Origin of the sequence: Flavobacterium sp. SH_e (assembly GCF_025717045.1) — a bacterium.
GTDB lineage: Bacteria > Bacteroidota > Bacteroidia > Flavobacteriales > Flavobacteriaceae > Flavobacterium.
In genome coordinates, this window is the sequence record NZ_JAOVZN010000005.1 from 53,019 (window position 1) to 70,863 (window position 17,845).

Genomic DNA, 17,845 nt, shown 5'->3' on the forward strand with positions numbered 1-17,845 from the left:
ATTTTATTTAGCTGAATTATAAAACAAATATTACAATTAATTTGCCTTTTTTCGTTGCAGCTTTTCTTGTGCCCGTTATAAAATTCCCATTACAATTTTAATCGAAAAATTCCCTTTCTTCATATTTTGCTGGAATTATCGAAATTCCTTTTTGCAGTAGTAAATTGTTCGGGAAAACTATTTTTTCACCTTCTTTCGTTTTTAGACTTACGTGAAAAGTATTGATGTCCTCAATTTCAGCTTCTATTGGAAAATCTTTATCATGGATTTTGATTGTGTCTCCAATTCTAAAAGGAAACGAGAAAAACAAAACCATTCCAGAAGTTATATTGCTCAAAATAGACCATTGAGCAAACATTGCAACACCAATAACGGTTGCGATAGAAGAAATTGTAATAAAAATATCTTCTGTCTGAACTCCCCAAATAACAATTAAAGTTGTTACTACAAGAATGTTCATTAAAATATTAATGTATTTGATAACTAGATTTGTGCGGTGTTCAAATAATTGACTTGTATAGGCGAAACGTCTTATTAATTTAGCGATTACCATTCGCAATACAATCAAAACTCCAATAAGAACTATTGTTGCTATTATTTCGCGGCTATACTCTTTAAAAGAAAACATAAATAAATTTTTACACTAAAGTAGTCAAAAAATCATAAACTTTGGCTGTCGGAAGTCCCATAACATTTGTATAAGAACCTTCAACTTTTGCAACTGCCATGAAACCAAACCATTCCTGAATTCCGTATGCACCAGCTTTATCATAAGGTTTGTAATTTTCTATATAATATAAAATAGCTTCATCTGATAAATCATTGAAAGTTACTTTAGTAATATCGTGCAATAGAGTAGAAGAGTTCTTAGTTTTAAAGCAAACAGATGTAATTACATCGTGTGTAGTGTTAGACATCGATTTAATCATTGAGAAAGCTTCTTCTGCGCTTTTTGGCTTCCCTAAAGCTTTATTCTGATGCCATACAATAGTGTCGCTGGTAACTAAAATTTCATTTTCTTTCAATTCGCCTTCAAATGCATTGGCTTTTAGTTCGGCAAGATAATCAGTGATTTCGACTGCTTTTAATTCTGGGGGATAAATTTCTTCGACATCCTTTAAGCGAATTTCAAAATCAAGATCTAAATCCTTAAAAAACTGTTGTCTGCGAGGAGATCCCGAAGCTAAAATGATTTTATAATTTTTTAGTTTTTCTTTAAGCATTGTATTTGATATTTAAGGCAATAACCAGGATTGATAAGATTCCGAAGAATAAAATAAGTTTTAAAATAGTGCTTAAATGCTGGAAATCTTTTTGTGTTTTTGCACTAAATATTTTTACGATAAAGTATAATAAAGGAGCTAAAACTGTTGCAAAAGCATAAAATATAGTAATATAAAGCTTATTCTGCATGAAATAGGTATTACTATAAAGGGCAAGTAAAACAAAAGCAACAATTGCAAAACCTAAAGCGATTTTTGCTGCTCTGTTTACGCCAATTGCAACTGGAAGTGTATTCATTCCCATATTGTAATCGCCATTTACGTCTTCAATATCTTTAACAATTTCACGTATAAAATTAATCATGAAAGCAAATAAAGCATAGTCGGTTAGAATTGAAAAAAGACTTGCCATTTGCGCTTGATTTTCATGAGTTGTGGCAGGAAAAAGATCAAAAACACCAATGATTAAAACACTTACAGCTAAAAGTAATGCTACAACAAAGTTTCCTACAATCATGATTTGTTTTAACGTTGTTGCGTAGAAATACAATAGTGAAGCAATTAAAATGAAAAGTGATGCAAAAGTTGGTCTTTGAATAATATTAGATAAAATAAATCCTATTGCAACCCCAGAAACGTTTAAGCCAATATAAATGTTGTAAGCAGCTGTTTCGCTGATTCCTTTTCCAACGACAACATCATTTGGTTTGTTAATGCTATCTGTTCCTACATCATAAATATTATTAATAACATAACCTGCCGCAGCGAGTAAAACGGTGCTTAAAACAAGTAATCCATATTGCCAATCGGCTAATGCAAGCGGAACATCTTGCTGTTTTAAAAAAGCATAACGAAAAAGAAGCTGCATAAAAGCAAGCATTAAAAGGTTTTGATAACGTATAAGTTTTAGGAATTTCATTTTTTGAGGTTCTGAGAGGCTAAGATGCTAAGGTTCTAAGTTTTTTTAAATTAACAATTTATTATTAACAATTCACAATTAAACTTAATCGTGCTGTCCGTTAAAATATTCCATCCATTTTCCCTGTACTTTCATTACTTGTTCGATAACGTCTCTTACGGCTCCACGTCCGCCCTTTACGTGCGAAATATAACGGCAGATTTTTTTTATTTCAGGACTTGCATCTTGCGGACAAGTTGGAAGTCCTGTCAATTTCATGACATGAAAATCAGGAATATCATCTCCCATATACAACACGTTTTCAGGCTTAATATTTTGTCTTTCAATATATTCGTTAAAAGTTTTTACTTTGTCAGGAGTTCCTAAATGAATGTCTGAAATACCCAAATTGCGAAGACGAACACGAACACCTTCATTGCTTCCTCCAGAAATAATGCACACGTGATAACCGCTTTCAATTGCTGCTTTCATTGCATAACCATCGCGAATGTTCATAGTTCTCAACATTTCGCCTTCATTGGTTACTAAAACAGAACCGTCTGTAAGTACGCCGTCTACATCAAAAACAAACGTTGTGATGTCATTCATTAATTCTTTATAACTTTTTGCCATTATGCTGTATAGATTGTGTTAGGATTTTATAGATATTTTTTTTGTTTTCGTTTTGTAAAAATGCCAAATGAGCGTCGATAGTATTCGAATCGTGACGAATAGCTGGTCCAGTTTGCGCATCAATTGGATCTAACGTATTGATTTTATCAGCCGTTTCCTGAATTAAAGGTCTTAAGATCGCAAAAGGAAGCTGATTTTCTTCACAAATTTCATGTCCAATTTGGTATAAATGATTCGTGAAATTGCTAACAAAAACTGCAGCAACATGAAGCGCTTTTCGCTGTTCAGAACTTATGGAATAAACCGCAGTTGAAACACTTTTAGCAACGGTTTCCAAAAGCTTAAAATCGGCTGTATTTTCTGCTTCCAAGCAAAAAGGAACAATTGAAAAGTCGATATTTTTATTCTTAGAAAAAGTCTGCAACGGATAAAAAACACCTCGTCGATTTTTTGGATCCAAAAATTCAATTGAAGATGTTCCAGAAGTATGCACTACAAATTGATTGTTGAAAGGAATTTGTTCTGAGACCTCTCTGATTGCATTATCTGATACAGAAATAATATACAAATCTGCTGGCTGTAATTCGTTAAAATTTGTAATAATCTTTTCAGAATCAATTAAATGAAGTAAAGTTTCTTTCTTTCTAGAAAAAACCTGTTTGATTTCAACAATTTTATTTGCTGTGAAAGCCTTTATTAAATGCTGTGCAACATTGCCGGAACCAATTATTGTTATCTGAATCATAGGAGCAAAATTAATATTATTTTTTTAATGCAAAGGGTCTGTCAAATTATTGATAATGGATTTTTAAAGTTTTTATCGTTCTATATTTTTTGTTTGAATTCTAATAGTTTTTTGATAAAAAGCATTGTTTAATAAAACTATCTTTATTTTGTAGGTTTAAACTTTCTAAATTATCAATTTGTTTGAAAAATAGTCCTTATTTTTGGTTTTTATTAACAAAAGCCAAAGACAGCTAATCAACATTTTTAAGTACTTTTGTCGCACTTTTATACAATGTAATTCCTAAGAAATGGATAAAAAAATATTCTCTTTTTTGTTTTCTACACGATTAATGGCCGTTCTTTTTTTAACATTCGCAATTGCAATGGGTGTTGGAACTTTTATCGAAAGTAAATACAATACCGATACAGCCAGAATACTAATTTACAATACTTGGTGGTTTGAAGCAATTATGGCCATCTTTATGATTAATTTCTTCGGAAATATCAAAAAATACCAATTGCATAAAAAAGAAAAATGGGCAACTTTGTTATTACACCTTGCCTTTGTTTTTATCATTTTAGGGGCTTTTATTACACGTTATATTAGTTACGAAGGAATGATGCCTATTCGCGAAGGAGCAGCAGAAAACCAAGTCTACTCAGATAAAACCTTTTTGACTGTTTTTGTTGACGGTGAATATAAGGGTGAAATGAAAAGAAGAGTTTTTGAAAAAAGCCTTTTGCTTTCTCCTGCAACCAATAACGATTTTACAATTGCTGGAAAATTTGACCAGACTCCTTTTGAAGTTTCGTACTCAAACTACATCATGGGAGCTAAAGAAGTGGTTAAACCAGATCCGAACGGAACTTTGTACTTAAAATTAGTTGAAGCAGGAGCGGGAGGAAGAGAAGAACACTACCTAAAAGAAGGTGAAGTTCAGAACATTCATAATGTTTTATTTGCCTTAAATAAGCAAACTGACGGTGCAATCAACATTAATACTACTGGTAAAGAATACACAATTCAAACTCCTTTTGAAGGTGAATTTATGCGAATGGCAGATCAGTTTAAAGGAAAAGTTACAAAAGATAACGTTCAGCCTTTAATGATGCGTTCTTTATACAGTATTGGCGACATTAGAATTGTATTTCCAGAGCCTCCAATGAAAGGGAAAGTAGATTATGAATCAAATAATGACTACAAAGCAAAATCTCATACAGATGCCGTTGTGGTAAAAGTAAAAGCCGAAGGACAAGAAAAAGAAGTAATGGTTTTTGGTTCTAAAGGTCAAGTTGGAGAAGCTAAAACAGTTAAAATCGGCAATATTGAATATTCTATTTTCTTTGGAAGTAAAGCTTATATTTTACCTTTTAAAGTTAAACTGAATGATTTTATTGCTGATAAATATCCTGGCACAGAAAAAAGTTATTCTGCTTTTAAAAGTAAAGTAACCGTTCAAGATTCGACAGAAACATTTGATGCTGATATCTTTATGAACCACGTTTTAGATTATAAAGGATACCGTTTCTTCCAGTCTTCATTTGATCCAGATGAAAAAGGAACAGTTTTATCTGTAAACCATGATTTCTGGGGAACAAACATTACATATTTAGGATATTTTCTATTATACATTGGTTTAATGGCAATTATGTTTACTAAACATTCTCGTTTTGGAGATTTAAAAAGAAAATTAGAGAATATTCAAAAGAAAAAACAAAAACTAATCACAATATTAGTTTTATTAATTGGTTTGAACGGTTTTGCTCAGCAAACGCCTCATGTACATTCTCACGATCATGAACACGATCATGCACATTCTGCAGATCCAAACGATCATGCTAATCACGTTACAGCTCCACCTAGTCAGAAACAATTAGATTCGTTATTGACTATATACAAAGCGCCAGAGTCTCATGCTGCCAAATTTGGCCGTTTAATTATTCAGGATGCTGGAGGAAGAATGAAGCCAATTAATACGTTTTCATCTGAATTATTGAGAAAAGTGAGCCACAAGGACACTTACAATGGAATGAATTCTGATCAGGTTTTCTTATCTATGACGCAATATGCGCAGGTTTGGATTCAGATTCCATTGATCTATATTAAATCTGGAAACGATAGTATTCGTAAAATTATCGGAATTGATTCAAAAGATCAATACGCACCATTTGTAAAATTCTTTGATGAACAAGGAAATTATAAATTATCTCCTTATTTAGATGCAGCTTATAAAGCAGCAAATCCAAATAATTTCGAAAAAGATTTTGTTGAAACTGATAAGAAAGTAAACTTAATGGAATCAGCATTAAGTGGAAGCATTTTGAAAATTTTCCCAATTCCGAATGATCCAAACCATAAATGGGTTTCTTATTTAGAACGTGAGGGTGCTGGTTTTAAAGGAATGGATTCTACTTATGTGAAGCAAATTCTTCCATTATATTTTAGTGCTTTAAATAATGGTTCTATTGAGAAAAACTTTGACACAGCTGATAATTTGGTTGAAAGCATTAATGGTTTCCAAAAGAAATTTGGAGCTAAAGTACGACCAAGCGAAGAAAAAATCGACGCTGAGATTGCTTACAACAAATATGATGTTTTCAAAGTATTGCCTTATTGGTACATTACGGTAGCAATTTTGATGCTTATGTTTACGATTTTAAATATTTTCTTTGAGAAAAAATGGCTTCGAATCACCGTAAATGTCTTTCATGTTTTCGTAGGTTTACTATTTGTTCTTCATACTTTAGGATTAATTGCGCGATGGTATATTTCTGGGCACGCACCGTGGAGTAATGCTTATGAATCTATAGTCTATGTTGCTTGGTCGACAATGTTCTTCGGATTGGCTTTCGATAGAAAATCAAAATTAACAATTGCTTCATCTGCATTTGTTACAGCAATGATTTTAATGGCGGCATATATGAACTGGATCGATCCAGAAATTGCAAATTTACAGCCTGTTTTGAACTCTTATTGGTTAATGATTCACGTTGCTGTAATTGTAGCAAGTTATGGTCCAACTGCTTTAGGAATGATTTTAGGTTTTGTGGCTCTTTTATTGATTTTCTTTACAAATGATAAAAACAAAGCCAAAATGGATTTACATATAAAAGAAGTAAGCTACATTAACGAAATGGCTTTGACAATTGGTCTTATTATGTTAACTATTGGAAACTTCCTTGGAGGACAATGGGCAAATGAAAGTTGGGGACGTTACTGGGGTTGGGATCCAAAAGAAACTTGGGCTTTAATCTCTATTATGGTTTATGCCTTTGTAATTCACGCTCGTTTTGTTCCAGCTTTAAGAGGAAAATGGTTCTTTAACTTAATGAGTATGTATGCTTTTATTTCGATTTTGTTTACCTATTATGGAGTAAACTTCCACTTAGTAGGTTTACACTCTTACGCAAGCGGAGAAGCACATTCATTAAACTGGATTTATTACTGTTTAATTGTTATTTCTTTAATCGGTGCAGTTACTTATCCGAAATACAGAAAATACTATAAGACTAAAAAAGTAAAGAATAAAAAATCTTAAACGATTATTTTTAGATATAAAAAAAAGGTTCAACATCACGTTGAACCTTTTTTTGTTGTATAGATTTAATTTCATCCTGAAAATCTTCCGCTTAGTAAAAGTATAATAGTCAGAATAATAAAGAATGAAATCAAAAATATAATATGACTTAAGATTGATAATAAAAAGGCTTTTGCTGTTGGTATTTTATCAAAAAACTGAATATTAGTCCAGAAAATTAAAATCAATCCAATTATATATGTAAATGATGAAAATAACTGCATATGATCTGTTTTGTTTAAATAAAGCAGAATTGGAAATGTCAAAATCTGAACAAAAAGTCTTTGAGATGCTTTGAAAGTATTTAATACAAAAAATTCAATAAAATTGTAGCCTTGGTTTCTAAATACTGCATAAGTCCCGATTGTATATAGGGGAATCGTAGCAATAGTGACCCAAGAAAAATGAGAAGGAATCCATTCATTTAAATTTTCATAATTCAAATATTCGTTAGATTCTCCCTTAAAGTAACTTATATGGAAGTAATGAATTAAAAAGCCATATAAAGTAGCTAAAACGACAACTAGTGATAAAGGTTTAAAATGACGAGCTCGTTTTCCCTCTATAAACTCACGAACAGAATGTCCTGGTCTTGTAAAAAGCTGTTTTAAAGAATACAAAATTCCTTTATCAAAATGCAATAAACCATGCTGAATGTCGTGCCACAAAAAATGAACATTAATTTTATGTGTTTCTGCAGACTGCCCGCAATTATTGCAATAATGACCTTTAAAAACTTGATGACAATTTTTGCAAATGATTTCCATTTCAGTACAATATTTGATTTATGAATTTACTTTTTTATGATGCCATCAGGATACATAATTGCCAATAAAACTATTATCAGAAGAAAATTATACTCAACACCATTTCTTCCGCCACCTACAACAAACCAGCCTTCTTTAAAATGCACTAAAATGATTCCCATAATAAGGACAAAAATGGTGACATAACCAGCAAGTTTAATGTATTTATTGGCTAATAAAAGAATCGCAGTAACAACATGAGATAATTTGATGCTCCAGGCAAGAAAAACGCCATAAGGAGCAAAACCGATTTGATTTAGAAAAAGATTGCCGAAATCATTTATTCCATTATTGAACATTCCAAAAACGGAATGAGTAAGGAGAATAATCGCGATAGCGATTCTCAAAAGTAAGTTTGCATTCATAAATTGGTTTTTGGTCAATTAAAAATAATAAAAAAACGCATATTGCTATGAATATGCGTTTTAACTTTTTAAAACAGATTAAATTTAAACTTTTCCTAAAGTATAAAGCTGTGTCATTGTTGGAGTAGGGCTTCCGCCAGCTGGTTCCAAAGTAATTCCAAATGCTTCAGCCGAATCTGTTTGACTAACAGCAAAGATTTTTTGCGAATTGCCTTCAAAATTATCCAGTAAACCAATACTTGTTGGTGTAAGAACTGGAGTCAATTTAAGTGACCAAACTTGATAAACCATTCCTTTTGGAGGAGTTGGTAAACCTGCAGCATCAATATAAGTTGTTTTAGTCTGCTTATTCCAGTATACTTTAGCAAAAGAAGATGGTGAAACAGCCTGACCGCCAAGAGTTACTCCTGTATTTTTAATATCTCTTACAATACTTAAGTTTTTCTCAGTTTGTTTATTCTGTTGATCTAAAAAGGCATATTCTCGCTGGATTTTATTTTTCTCATTTCCAACAGTAGAAATTGCTTCCTTGGTTTTTGTTAATTCTAAAGTTTGATATCCTAAGCCGAGTAATAAAAGTATTGTCGCTGCCCAGCCCACATATTGAGACCAGTTTGAAGCTGGCTTCATGTCAACTACTTTTCCATGTTTTAGTTCCAAACGAGCTTTAATTTTCTCGAAATTTTCTACTGAATGGAACGGAGAGAAGCTAGACGAAAGGGCAATTATGGCTTTTTCTATCGAAATAATTTCCTGATCAACTTCAGGCGCTTTTTTGGCAAGTTCAGCTATTTCTAGATTTTCTTTTTCGCTCAGTAGGCCGTAAACGTACAGCTCTAAAATTCCTGATTCTATATATTCTTGTGCTTCCATTATATTTTTAAATAATTACGTAAATCGTTAATACAGTTTCTGTTTTGTGTTTTGATAGTTCCCAGTGGCATTGCCAATTCTTCTGAAGCTTCTTGTTGGGTATATCCTTTAAAGAATAACAGATTAATTATTTCGATACATTTTGGTTTTAGTTTTTTCACGAATTCTTGAATTCCAATTGCATCGAGTTTGTGACTTAATTTATTACTCTCATCTAACAGATTTACGAAATTATCTGAGGAAAGGTTTTTTTGAGTGTTATTATAATCTTTAGAACGAAGTTTATCGATCGATGTATTTCTGGCAATATTAATGATCCAGGTGTAAAAACGACCTTTACTTTCGTTATAAGAATCAATGTTTTTCCAGATTTTGACAAAAACATCTTGCAGAACATCTTCTGCTTCTTCTCGATTTTTAATTAGTACATGAATGACAGAAAAAAGACTTTTCGAGTACATGTCGTACAAATGTGTAAACGCCTTTTCGTCCTTTTTGTAAATTAAAACTAATAGTTCTTCTTGACTCATAGATTGGGATTTTTAAGTTTAAATATTAAAAGCTAAGACATTATATAGGTAACCTTTTATAAAGATAAATTATTTTTTTGTGATTTTTCTTATTTTTTTTAATGCTCTAAACCCTCATAAAATAAGGGCTTCTTAAAAAAAAGTCATTTTTTTTGATTTTTTTTAAAACCAAAAATAATCCAATTACGTAAATGTTTTTATAAACGTCAGAATGATCTTAAAAAATTGTCAAAACAAACTAATTCAGAGAAAAACTGTTGTTATAAAAATTATTTAAAAAAAAGGCATTATGGATAGCACAATTTTAGTCAAAATATTAATAGTTGGATTAACAACAGTTTTGACATTGACCATTTTTAATGAAAAGGCTTTTTTAGAAGACGTAATAAAAGTGAGAGTGGAATAAATCTTAAGTGTTTATAACAGAGAATCGATTATGAAATTTTTAAAATTATTCGTTCTGCTCATTTTCGCACTATTGTTTATACTGCTCTATAAACAATAGAAATATTTAAATTAATAATATAAGATATAAAATAGTTGATGTACTCGGACTTCCAAATTCAAGTTTTTTTTAAAGATGTCTAAACGATGATTTAGGAATTAAGATTACACAATACAAGCCATTTGAAAATATTTTGAAAGTTCGTGAGACATCAGGGGGTTAAAAAAAATTTCGAAACAACCGAGTCATCAACTATAATTTATAAAAGGTTACATAATAGTTAATTCATGGTTTGATTTGTTTGTATGGGGGGAAGCCTAACGTCTGATTAACGTTAGGCTTCATTTTTTATTTAACTTTTGATTGGGAAAATTTAAAGACTGAAAATAGTTTTAATGAAATGGATTTTAGCTAATTTTATAAAAAATTATCAGATGAAAAAAATATTATTTATACTATTTGGAGCAGCTTTATTGTGCGGTGCGCAGACAAATGCTCAAACAAGTAAGAACAAATTATCTAAAAAAGATAAAGTCATGGCAAAAGAAACAATTTATCAATTTAAAGTAGAAGATTTATCAGGAGACACTTTTGATTTTGCGTCTTTAAAAGGCAAAAAAATCTTGATTGTCAATACTGCTTCAAAATGCGGTTTAACTCCGCAATACAAAGATTTAGAAGCGGTTTACAAAGAATATAAAGATAAAGGTTTCGTAATTGTTGGATTTCCGGCAAATAATTTTGCTTCACAAGAACCTGGAACGGCTAAAGAAATCGAAACTTTCTGCCAGCAAAATTACGGTGTAACTTTCCCGATGATGAATAAGGTTTCAGTAAAAGGAAGTGATATGTGTGAAGTTTATAAATTCTTAACTGAGAAATCAAGAAACGGTTTACAGGACTCTGAAGTAGAATGGAATTTTCAAAAATACCTAATTAACGAAAAAGGAGAATTAGTTAAAGTAATCAAACCAAAAACTTTAGTAACAGAACCTGAAGTGATTAATTGGATTAAAAGTTAAAAAGCATAAAAAAACTCAAATTTGAATATTCAAATTTGAGTTTTTTTAGTTTCAAAGGTACAAAGAGGCAAAGGGACAGAGTTTTTAAATACTTGGCGAACTTTGCGTAATGCTTAGCGTACTTTGCGTTTAAACTAAAATAAGCTGCATAAAAACCAAATCCAGCCAATGATCAAATTTGTAGCCCACTTCACGAATAGTTCCCGTTGCTACAAATCCAAACTTTTCGTGAAAAGCAATACTTCCAGCGTTATCAGCATCAATCGCACCAATCATAACGTGATAGCCTTGTTCTTTTGCCAAACGGATTAATTCTGTTAAAAGTTTAGAACCAATTCCTTTTCCAATAATATTATCAACCACATAAACAGAATGTTCTACAGTATATTGGTAACCAATTTTTTCTCGAAACTGACCGTAACTTCCAAAACCAACAACTTCGCCATCTAAATCAGCCACAATAACCGGGAGATTTTTAGCAGTTTTATCTTCAAACCACTTTTGCTGAACTTCTAAGGTTTGAGTTTCATAACTGTAGTTTGCAGTTGTATGTAAAATAGAATGATTTACAATTTCTAGAATTTTTTGCAAATCTTCTCTTGTTGCAGGTCTTAATATAATGCTCATTGGTAATTATTTCGGTTGTTTTGTATTCAATTCAGCTAATAAAACATCTACTTCTTTAGAATTCCAATCCATTTCTTTTGCAATGGCTTTGGCATTTTTAGCATATTCTAAAGCCTTTTTCTTGTCTTTTATCTTGTTATAAAGTTTAGCTTCCAGGAGATTTCCATCATAAGAATCATTTAATTCTAAGGAATGATTAACCCAAAAAATAGCTTTCTTTAAACTTTCAGTATCGTTTATATGTTTCAAATAAGTATTTCCAATATCTTTTAGAAAACTAGCATCATTCCAAACTAATTTCTGAGTGTCTTCAAGCGTAACTTTTTTATAAAAATCCCATTTTTCAGTTCTTTCTGCCAAAGATAGATCGTATTTAAAAACTAAAGAATCTGTCTTTTGCAAACGAATCGACTTTGCAACTTCTCTTTGTTTATAATAGTTTATCGTATCTAAATTATCCACCAAAGGACGAAGCAATTCGTTTACAATACTTTCTATTTTTCGGTCAACACGATTTTGAGAAGCCACAGTTGCAAATTCTTTTTGGTGCTTTAAAACATATTGAAATTCTCTCGAATTAATGTCTGTAACGCCATTTGCAATAACTCTCCAATTTAATTCACTAACCAATTGCGCATCAGATTGTGTATTTAAATACGTATGTGTTGCTGGCGATAATTCTGTTCTGTCTTTTCCTTTTTTTAAAGTGTTTAAATAAATAAAGAATTTATCTGAATTGCTTGGATCTGCAAGAAATTCCTTTTCTAAATAAGGCAATTGCATTTTCGGATTTAAAGCATAACGGAGTTCGTTTTGAAATTCAGCCTTTTTCATTTCGCCTTTTAAAGCATAAATCAACGTTTCATTGCTATCGATAAATAAAAAAGTTGGAAGTGATTTTGTATTGAATTTGTTCTTTAAAACAATGCCTTCATCTTTTTCAATGTTTTTGTAAGTGCAGACAAAATTCTTATTTAAAAAATCAATTACGGCAGGATCGCTCAAGACTTCCGTTTTCATCAAATTACAATGCGGACACCAATCTGCGTAAAGCATCACGAAAAGTGGTTTGTTTTCTTTTTTAGCAGTTTCTAAAGCTGTTTTATACGGAATATCAACTGGAATAAATTGATTTTGAGATATTACACTTTGAAAAGTAACAGATAAAAAAAGTATAAATAAGAAACGCATATCAAGTCTAGCTTTTTATTAATTATTCGATTTTACAAATATATTTCCTTTTTTGAGAAAGACCCTTAATATATTCCTAATTATAATATAAATCAACTGCGAAGTTTGTAACTTTGTGCCCACGACGAAGAAAAGTCTAGTTGACGATTTTCTTTAAAAAAATAATATACGACCGGAATGATTTACCCCAAAATAGCGCTTGCACAAAGCATTATCGAAATTTTATCTGCCAAAGGCATTGTTAATATTATAATTTCTCCAGGATCTAGAAATGCGCCGTTAACGATCGGATTTGCTCAAAATCCAAATTTCACTTGTTATAGCATTGCAGACGAGCGTTGTGCTGCTTTTTTTGCTTTAGGAATTGCACAACAAACGAAACAGCCAACCGCAATTGTTTGTACTTCAGGATCAGCTTTATTGAATTATTATCCCGCTTTCGCGGAAGCATTTTACAGCCAAATTCCTTTAATTGTAATTTCTGCTGATCGTCCACAGAGTAAAATTGATATCGGTGACGGACAAACCATTCGTCAGGAAAATGTTTTCTCAAATCATTCCGTTTTCAATGCAAATTTGACTGAAGAAGCTTCAGAAGAAAATGATTTGAAAATCAATTTAGCAATTGAAACTGCAATTCAAAAGAAAGGTCCAGTTCATATTAATGCGCCTTTTGAAGAACCTTTATACGAAACTACAGAAGAACTTTCTGTCCAGCCAAAAATTACAAATCCAAAGCCAGAAGTTTTTTCATTAACAATAGAAAATAATGAAGAAGTAGTTTCTGTTTGGAACACTTCAAAACGAAAATTAATCTTGGTTGGAGTTAACGAAGCAAATGCAATTGATAAAGAAGTTATTGAAAATTTAGCTTCAGATCCGTCAATTGTTGTTTTGACAGAAACATCATCAAATCTACATCACGCTAGTTTCATTAATTCAATAGATACTTTAATTACGCCTTTTGATGATTTTGATTTTAAGAAATTTAACCCCGAAGTTTTACTAACTTTTGGAGGAATGGTTGTTTCAAAAAGAATTAAAGGATTTTTGCGAAAATACAAACCAAAAGAACATTGGCATATTGATACTTTAAGAGCTTATGATACATTTGGAGCACTCACAAAACATTTTGAAATGCAGCCAAATGATTTCTTTAAAGATCTTCTTTCAAAAACGTCTTTTGTAAAAAGTAACTATTTTAATAATGTTGATACTGTTTACCAAACGAGATTAGAACGAAGAAAAGAATATTTAAACAAAATTGGATTTTCTGATTTTAAAGTTTTCGAAAAAATAATCGAATCTCTTCCAAAAAATAGTTTATTGCAAATTAGCAATAGTTCTGCAATTCGTTATGCACAATTAATCGATATTGATGATTCTATCGAAGTTTTCTGTAATCGCGGAACAAGCGGAATTGACGGAAGTACTTCTACCGCAATTGGTGCGGCGGTAGGAAACGAAAAGCAAACTGTTTTTTTAACTGGAGACATTAGTTTCTTGTACGATAGCAATGCTTTATGGAATTCGTATATTCCAAAAAACTTCAAGATTATTTTAATAAATAATGGAGGAGGAGGAATCTTCAGAATTTTGCCGGGACATGAAGAAAAACCTGTTTTCAATACCTATTTCGAAACATCTCATAATCTTACAGCCGAACATTTGGCTAAGATGTATAATTTTAATTATTATACTGCAAAAGACAATGAGTCTTTAGAAAGCGGAATACAATCATTATATAGTTCGGATGAAGTTCCAGCAATTTTGGAAGTCTTTACACCAACATTTGAGAATGATCAGATTTTGAAACAGTATTTCAAATACTTATATTAAATTTGAAAGAAAATATTTGTTAAAATTATTGCTTCGTTGTTGCTTTAGCTATAACTTTGGTGTATTATTCACCAAATTAATTATATAGTTTATGAGCAAGAGAGAAGAATTAATTAAAAAGTATGCATCAGATTTAAAAGAAAAATGCGGAGTGACTCCAAACATGGATTTGTTAACTAAGGTTACAATTGGCTGTGGACCTGCGATATATAACGATGATGCTTCTGTAGTTGCTGGAACTCAGGAATCTGAATTAGAAACTGTAAAAAAGAACTTTTTAGTTAAAAAGCTTGGTTTAAAAGATAGTCCAGAATTGTTCGGAGCAATTCACGCTGTATTAGAAAAGTACGGAAAATCTAATAAACACAAATACAGAGCTGTTGTGTATTATTTATTGACAATTCATTTTAAAAAAGAAAGTGTTTACAAATAATGTACATTTGACATAACTTAAAATCCCTTTATAGCAATTGCCTTTAAAGGGATTTTTTAATTTTTACCTACAAACTAAGTTTTGTTAAAATTAATTTCTTTCTACCGCGTCAAACTTCGTACCTTTGCGACTTAGAAACTTAGCAGTTCTACTGCTTAGAAACATATGAAAATGCTAGAAATAGGAAAATACAATACCCTAACTATATTACGTGATACCAAAGTTGGTTTGTTTTTAGGAGATCCTGAAAACGATCCAGAAGGAATTCACGATGTTTTACTTCCAAATAAATACGTTCCAAAAGAATTTGAAATTGGTGAAGAATTAATCGTTTTTGTTTACTTAGATCATGAACAGAGACCAGTTGCCACGACTTTGGTCCCTTATATTTTATTGAATGAATTTGCGCTTTTAAGAGTAAATTACATCAATAATGTAGGTGCTTTTATGGATTGGGGAATGGAAAAAGACATTCTTGTTCCGTTTAAAGAACAAGCACGCCCAATGGAAAAAGGAAAACGCTACTTGGTTTACTTGTACATGGACAAACAAACCAATCGTTTAGTTGCTTCGAGTAAAACAAATCAGTTTTTGAATAATGACAATTTAACGGTTGAAAAAGGCGAAGAAGTTGATTTGATTGTTTCTCATATTACAGATATGGGAATCAATGTAATTATAAATGAACGTCACAAAGGTCTTTTGTATAAAGATGAAGTTTACGACGATTCTATAAGAACTGGAGACAGAATGCGTGGTTATATTAAAAATATTCGTCCTGATAATAAAATTGATGTTGCAGTTCAGGCACAAGGTTTTGAAAGTATTGAACCAAATGCAGAGAAGATATTAAGCGAATTAAGAGCAAGCAGAGGTTTTCTTCGTCTAAACGATAATTCTCATCCAGAAGATATTAAGACTGTTTTGAAAATGAGTAAAAAATCGTTTAAAAAAGCAATTGGATCTTTGTACAAAGAAAAACTGATTGAAATAAAAGAAGACGGGATTTATCTGGTGAAAGAGTAAAAACTTAAAAATTCCAAGATTAAAATTCCAAATTCCAATTGATAATTGAAATCTATAATTTTTGGAATTTATTTTGCGTTAGTAAAATTATTATAACACAAAAGGCTGCCCATTACGAGCAGCCTTTCGCTTTTTATTCTAGTTTTAAAAAAAATTGTAATTAAAAAAAAACAGAAATAAAATAATTCGAATCCATCTCAGAATAACAGCTTTACGAATTTTAGAAATCATTCCATTGATGGGTATGTCTTTTAAATAATCAATGTACCTATCTTAAAAGCAAAAAAAGAATTTCACGGCTCAATCCATTGGTTGTATAAAATAACTTTTAGAAAGTGTGAATTAGTACTTTTTTCCTCTTTTCGTTATCATTTCTATACTAATTATAGATACAATTCTAACATTTAACCTTAGGTGTTACTTTTTTCTTTTTGAAGTTTCGACAAACACATAAATCATTTGCTCTTTTAATTGAGGTTTGTTACTTAAAACCCTAAAAAAATGAGCGACAAATTTTTTAAATTTTCTCAAAAAAATCATTTTTTAGGTTAATAAATCAGTGAAAGAAAATCAATCTGAAATCATTGAAATAAAATGTATCTCATTGATTTCTAGGGTGTAAAATTAATTATTATTTTTCTAAACTAATGTTAAAAAATGTTATTTTTTGTAAGTAAATACCAATTGTTAACATTGTAAGTCAATTTCACAAAGACTTAAGGTAAATTGAGTAGGTAAAATAGTAAAAATGCCTTATTTTTACCGTATAATTATTAAACAAGAAAATCAAAATGGATTGGATTACAGCCAGAGAATTTGAAGATATAACCTATAAAAAATGCAATGGAGTAGCGAGAATAGCCTTTAACAGACCAAATGTTAGAAATGCTTTCCGTCCTAAAACTACTTCAGAATTATACCAAGCTTTTTACGATGCTCAAGAAGACACTTCAATTGGAGTTGTTTTACTTTCTGCTGAAGGACCTTCAACAAAAGATGGAGTTTATTCTTTTTGTAGTGGTGGAGATCAAAATGCACGCGGACACCAAGGATACGTTGGAGATGATGGTCAGCACCGTTTAAATATTTTAGAAGTACAGCGTTTAATTCGCTTTATGCCTAAAGTAGTTATTGCAGTAGTTCCAGGTTGGGCTGTAGGTGGCGGACATAGTTTGCATGTAGTTTGCGATATGACGCTTGCAAGTAAAGAACACGCCATTTTTAAACAAACAGATGCAGATGTAACAAGCTTTGATGGAGGTTACGGATCTGCATATTTGGCTAAAATGGTGGGTCAGAAAAAAGCTCGTGAAATTTTCTTTTTAGGTAGAAATTATTCTGCACAAGAAGCTTTTGAAATGGGAATGGTAAATGCTGTAATTCCACACGATGAATTAGAAGCAACTGCTTACGAATGGGCGCAGGAAATTCTTCAAAAATCGCCAACATCTATAAAAATGCTGAAATTTGCAATGAATTTAACAGACGATGGAATGGTTGGACAGCAAGTTTTTGCAGGAGAAGCAACTCGTCTAGCTTACATGACCGAAGAAGCTAAAGAAGGTAGAAATGCTTTCTTAGAGAAAAGAAAACCAAATTTCGGCGAAAATAAGTGGTTACCATAAAAAGT

General features: G+C 31.3%; 17 protein-coding genes. 6 read left to right on the forward strand and 11 right to left on the reverse strand.

Annotation, left to right across the window (positions count from 1 at the left end; translation table 11 throughout):
* Nucleotides 1-97: 97 nt before the first annotated feature.
* The 5 genes from OD917_RS08055 to OD917_RS08075 form a co-directional block, all read right to left on the reverse strand.
* Nucleotides 98-628, reverse strand: coding sequence for a mechanosensitive ion channel family protein (locus tag OD917_RS08055; protein WP_263523045.1), 531 nt, complete (start codon nucleotides 626-628; stop codon nucleotides 98-100).
* A 10-nt stretch (nucleotides 629-638) separates the two neighbouring features.
* Entirely contained in the window at nucleotides 639-1,223 is a 585-nt protein-coding gene (locus OD917_RS08060) for a Maf-like protein (RefSeq protein WP_263523046.1), read from the reverse strand.
* The gene (locus OD917_RS08065) at nucleotides 1,216-2,142 is read right to left on the reverse strand and encodes a geranylgeranylglycerol-phosphate geranylgeranyltransferase (protein ID WP_263523047.1); all 927 of its coding nucleotides are present in this window, start codon (nucleotides 2,140-2,142) and stop codon (nucleotides 1,216-1,218) included. The genes OD917_RS08060 and OD917_RS08065 overlap by 8 nt, the downstream gene beginning before the upstream one ends.
* Nucleotides 2,143-2,226: 84 nt before the next feature.
* The gene (locus OD917_RS08070) at nucleotides 2,227-2,754 is read right to left on the reverse strand and encodes a KdsC family phosphatase (protein WP_263523048.1); all 528 of its coding nucleotides are present in this window, start codon (nucleotides 2,752-2,754) and stop codon (nucleotides 2,227-2,229) included.
* Nucleotides 2,738-3,499, reverse strand: coding sequence for a Rossmann-like and DUF2520 domain-containing protein (locus OD917_RS08075; RefSeq protein ID WP_263523049.1), 762 nt, complete (start codon nucleotides 3,497-3,499; stop codon nucleotides 2,738-2,740). The genes OD917_RS08070 and OD917_RS08075 overlap by 17 nt, the downstream gene beginning before the upstream one ends.
* Nucleotides 3,500-3,788: 289 nt before the next feature.
* On the opposite strand from OD917_RS08075, the gene ccsA reads away from it, so the two are divergent.
* Complete coding sequence (ccsA, locus tag OD917_RS08080) at nucleotides 3,789-7,019, forward strand: cytochrome c biogenesis protein CcsA (protein WP_263523050.1); 3,231 nt, start codon at nucleotides 3,789-3,791, stop codon at nucleotides 7,017-7,019.
* Nucleotides 7,020-7,090: 71 nt separating this feature from the next.
* Here the strand turns inward: ccsA and OD917_RS08085 are convergent, their stop codons facing one another.
* The 4 genes from OD917_RS08085 to OD917_RS08100 all read right to left on the reverse strand — a co-directional run bounded on the left by OD917_RS08085 (nucleotide 7,091) and on the right by OD917_RS08100 (nucleotide 9,632).
* A complete protein-coding gene (locus OD917_RS08085) occupies nucleotides 7,091-7,825 on the reverse strand; it encodes a DUF3667 domain-containing protein (RefSeq protein WP_263523051.1) in 735 nt (244 codons plus the stop codon).
* A gap of 26 nt (nucleotides 7,826-7,851) precedes the next feature.
* Nucleotides 7,852-8,229: a DoxX family protein gene (locus tag OD917_RS08090; protein ID WP_263523052.1), complete on the reverse strand. Its 378-nt coding sequence runs from the start codon at nucleotides 8,227-8,229 to the stop codon at nucleotides 7,852-7,854.
* Between the two features lie 84 nt (nucleotides 8,230-8,313).
* Complete coding sequence (locus OD917_RS08095; protein ID WP_263523053.1) at nucleotides 8,314-9,102, reverse strand: anti-sigma factor; 789 nt, start codon at nucleotides 9,100-9,102, stop codon at nucleotides 8,314-8,316.
* Nucleotides 9,102-9,632: an RNA polymerase sigma factor gene (locus OD917_RS08100; protein WP_263523054.1), complete on the reverse strand. Its 531-nt coding sequence runs from the start codon at nucleotides 9,630-9,632 to the stop codon at nucleotides 9,102-9,104. The genes OD917_RS08095 and OD917_RS08100 overlap by 1 nt, the downstream gene beginning before the upstream one ends.
* Nucleotides 9,633-10,511: 879 nt before the next feature.
* Here OD917_RS08100 and OD917_RS08105 point away from each other — a divergent pair.
* On the forward strand, nucleotides 10,512-11,099 hold the full coding sequence (locus OD917_RS08105; RefSeq protein WP_263523055.1) for a glutathione peroxidase: 588 nt from the start codon (nucleotides 10,512-10,514) through the stop codon (nucleotides 11,097-11,099).
* Between the two features lie 129 nt (nucleotides 11,100-11,228).
* Here OD917_RS08105 and OD917_RS08110 read toward each other — a convergent pair whose 3' ends face one another.
* Nucleotides 11,229-11,726 (reverse strand): GNAT family N-acetyltransferase, encoded by a 498-nt coding sequence (locus OD917_RS08110; RefSeq protein WP_263523056.1) that lies wholly within the window; start codon nucleotides 11,724-11,726, stop codon nucleotides 11,229-11,231.
* 6 nt (nucleotides 11,727-11,732) lie between these two features.
* Nucleotides 11,733-12,917 carry a thioredoxin family protein gene (locus OD917_RS08115; protein ID WP_263523057.1) on the reverse strand — a complete coding sequence of 395 codons (1,185 nt, stop codon included), beginning with the start codon at nucleotides 12,915-12,917 and terminating at the stop codon, nucleotides 11,733-11,735.
* 177 nt (nucleotides 12,918-13,094) lie between these two features.
* Between OD917_RS08115 and menD the strand changes: the two genes are divergently transcribed.
* From menD to OD917_RS08135, 4 genes are all read left to right on the forward strand, one after another.
* Nucleotides 13,095-14,756 carry a 2-succinyl-5-enolpyruvyl-6-hydroxy-3-cyclohexene-1-carboxylic-acid synthase gene (gene menD / locus OD917_RS08120; protein ID WP_263523058.1) on the forward strand — a complete coding sequence of 554 codons (1,662 nt, stop codon included), beginning with the start codon at nucleotides 13,095-13,097 and terminating at the stop codon, nucleotides 14,754-14,756.
* A gap of 91 nt (nucleotides 14,757-14,847) precedes the next feature.
* Nucleotides 14,848-15,189: a DUF2853 family protein gene (locus OD917_RS08125; protein WP_111283949.1), complete on the forward strand. Its 342-nt coding sequence runs from the start codon at nucleotides 14,848-14,850 to the stop codon at nucleotides 15,187-15,189.
* 171 nt (nucleotides 15,190-15,360) lie between these two features.
* Complete coding sequence (locus OD917_RS08130) at nucleotides 15,361-16,215, forward strand: S1 RNA-binding domain-containing protein (RefSeq protein WP_263523059.1); 855 nt, start codon at nucleotides 15,361-15,363, stop codon at nucleotides 16,213-16,215.
* Between the two features lie 791 nt (nucleotides 16,216-17,006).
* Nucleotides 17,007-17,840, forward strand: coding sequence for a 1,4-dihydroxy-2-naphthoyl-CoA synthase (locus tag OD917_RS08135; protein WP_012024845.1), 834 nt, complete (start codon nucleotides 17,007-17,009; stop codon nucleotides 17,838-17,840).
* The last annotated feature ends 5 nt before the right edge of the window (nucleotides 17,841-17,845 follow it).

Coding starts and splice junctions, on each gene's coding strand:
- OD917_RS08065 (WP_263523047.1), bottom strand. CDS start 2,142: ATGAAATTCCTAAAACTTATACGTTATCAAAACCTTTTAATGCTTGCT.
- OD917_RS08090 (WP_263523052.1), bottom strand. CDS start 8,229: ATGAATGCAAACTTACTTTTGAGAATCGCTATCGCGATTATTCTCCTT.
- OD917_RS08070 (WP_263523048.1), bottom strand. CDS start 2,754: ATGGCAAAAAGTTATAAAGAATTAATGAATGACATCACAACGTTTGTT.
- OD917_RS08115 (WP_263523057.1), bottom strand. CDS start 12,917: ATGCGTTTCTTATTTATACTTTTTTTATCTGTTACTTTTCAAAGTGTA.
- OD917_RS08075 (WP_263523049.1), bottom strand. CDS start 3,499: ATGATTCAGATAACAATAATTGGTTCCGGCAATGTTGCACAGCATTTA.
- OD917_RS08055 (WP_263523045.1), bottom strand. CDS start 628: ATGTTTTCTTTTAAAGAGTATAGCCGCGAAATAATAGCAACAATAGTT.
- ccsA (WP_263523050.1), top strand. CDS start 3,789: ATGGATAAAAAAATATTCTCTTTTTTGTTTTCTACACGATTAATGGCC.
- OD917_RS08125 (WP_111283949.1), top strand. CDS start 14,848: ATGAGCAAGAGAGAAGAATTAATTAAAAAGTATGCATCAGATTTAAAA.
- OD917_RS08060 (WP_263523046.1), bottom strand. CDS start 1,223: ATGCTTAAAGAAAAACTAAAAAATTATAAAATCATTTTAGCTTCGGGA.
- OD917_RS08085 (WP_263523051.1), bottom strand. CDS start 7,825: ATGGAAATCATTTGCAAAAATTGTCATCAAGTTTTTAAAGGTCATTAT.
- OD917_RS08130 (WP_263523059.1), top strand. CDS start 15,361: ATGCTAGAAATAGGAAAATACAATACCCTAACTATATTACGTGATACC.
- OD917_RS08135 (WP_012024845.1), top strand. CDS start 17,007: ATGGATTGGATTACAGCCAGAGAATTTGAAGATATAACCTATAAAAAA.
- menD (WP_263523058.1), top strand. CDS start 13,095: ATGATTTACCCCAAAATAGCGCTTGCACAAAGCATTATCGAAATTTTA.
- OD917_RS08095 (WP_263523053.1), bottom strand. CDS start 9,102: ATGGAAGCACAAGAATATATAGAATCAGGAATTTTAGAGCTGTACGTT.
- OD917_RS08100 (WP_263523054.1), bottom strand. CDS start 9,632: ATGAGTCAAGAAGAACTATTAGTTTTAATTTACAAAAAGGACGAAAAG.
- OD917_RS08105 (WP_263523055.1), top strand. CDS start 10,512: ATGAAAAAAATATTATTTATACTATTTGGAGCAGCTTTATTGTGCGGT.
- OD917_RS08110 (WP_263523056.1), bottom strand. CDS start 11,726: ATGAGCATTATATTAAGACCTGCAACAAGAGAAGATTTGCAAAAAATT.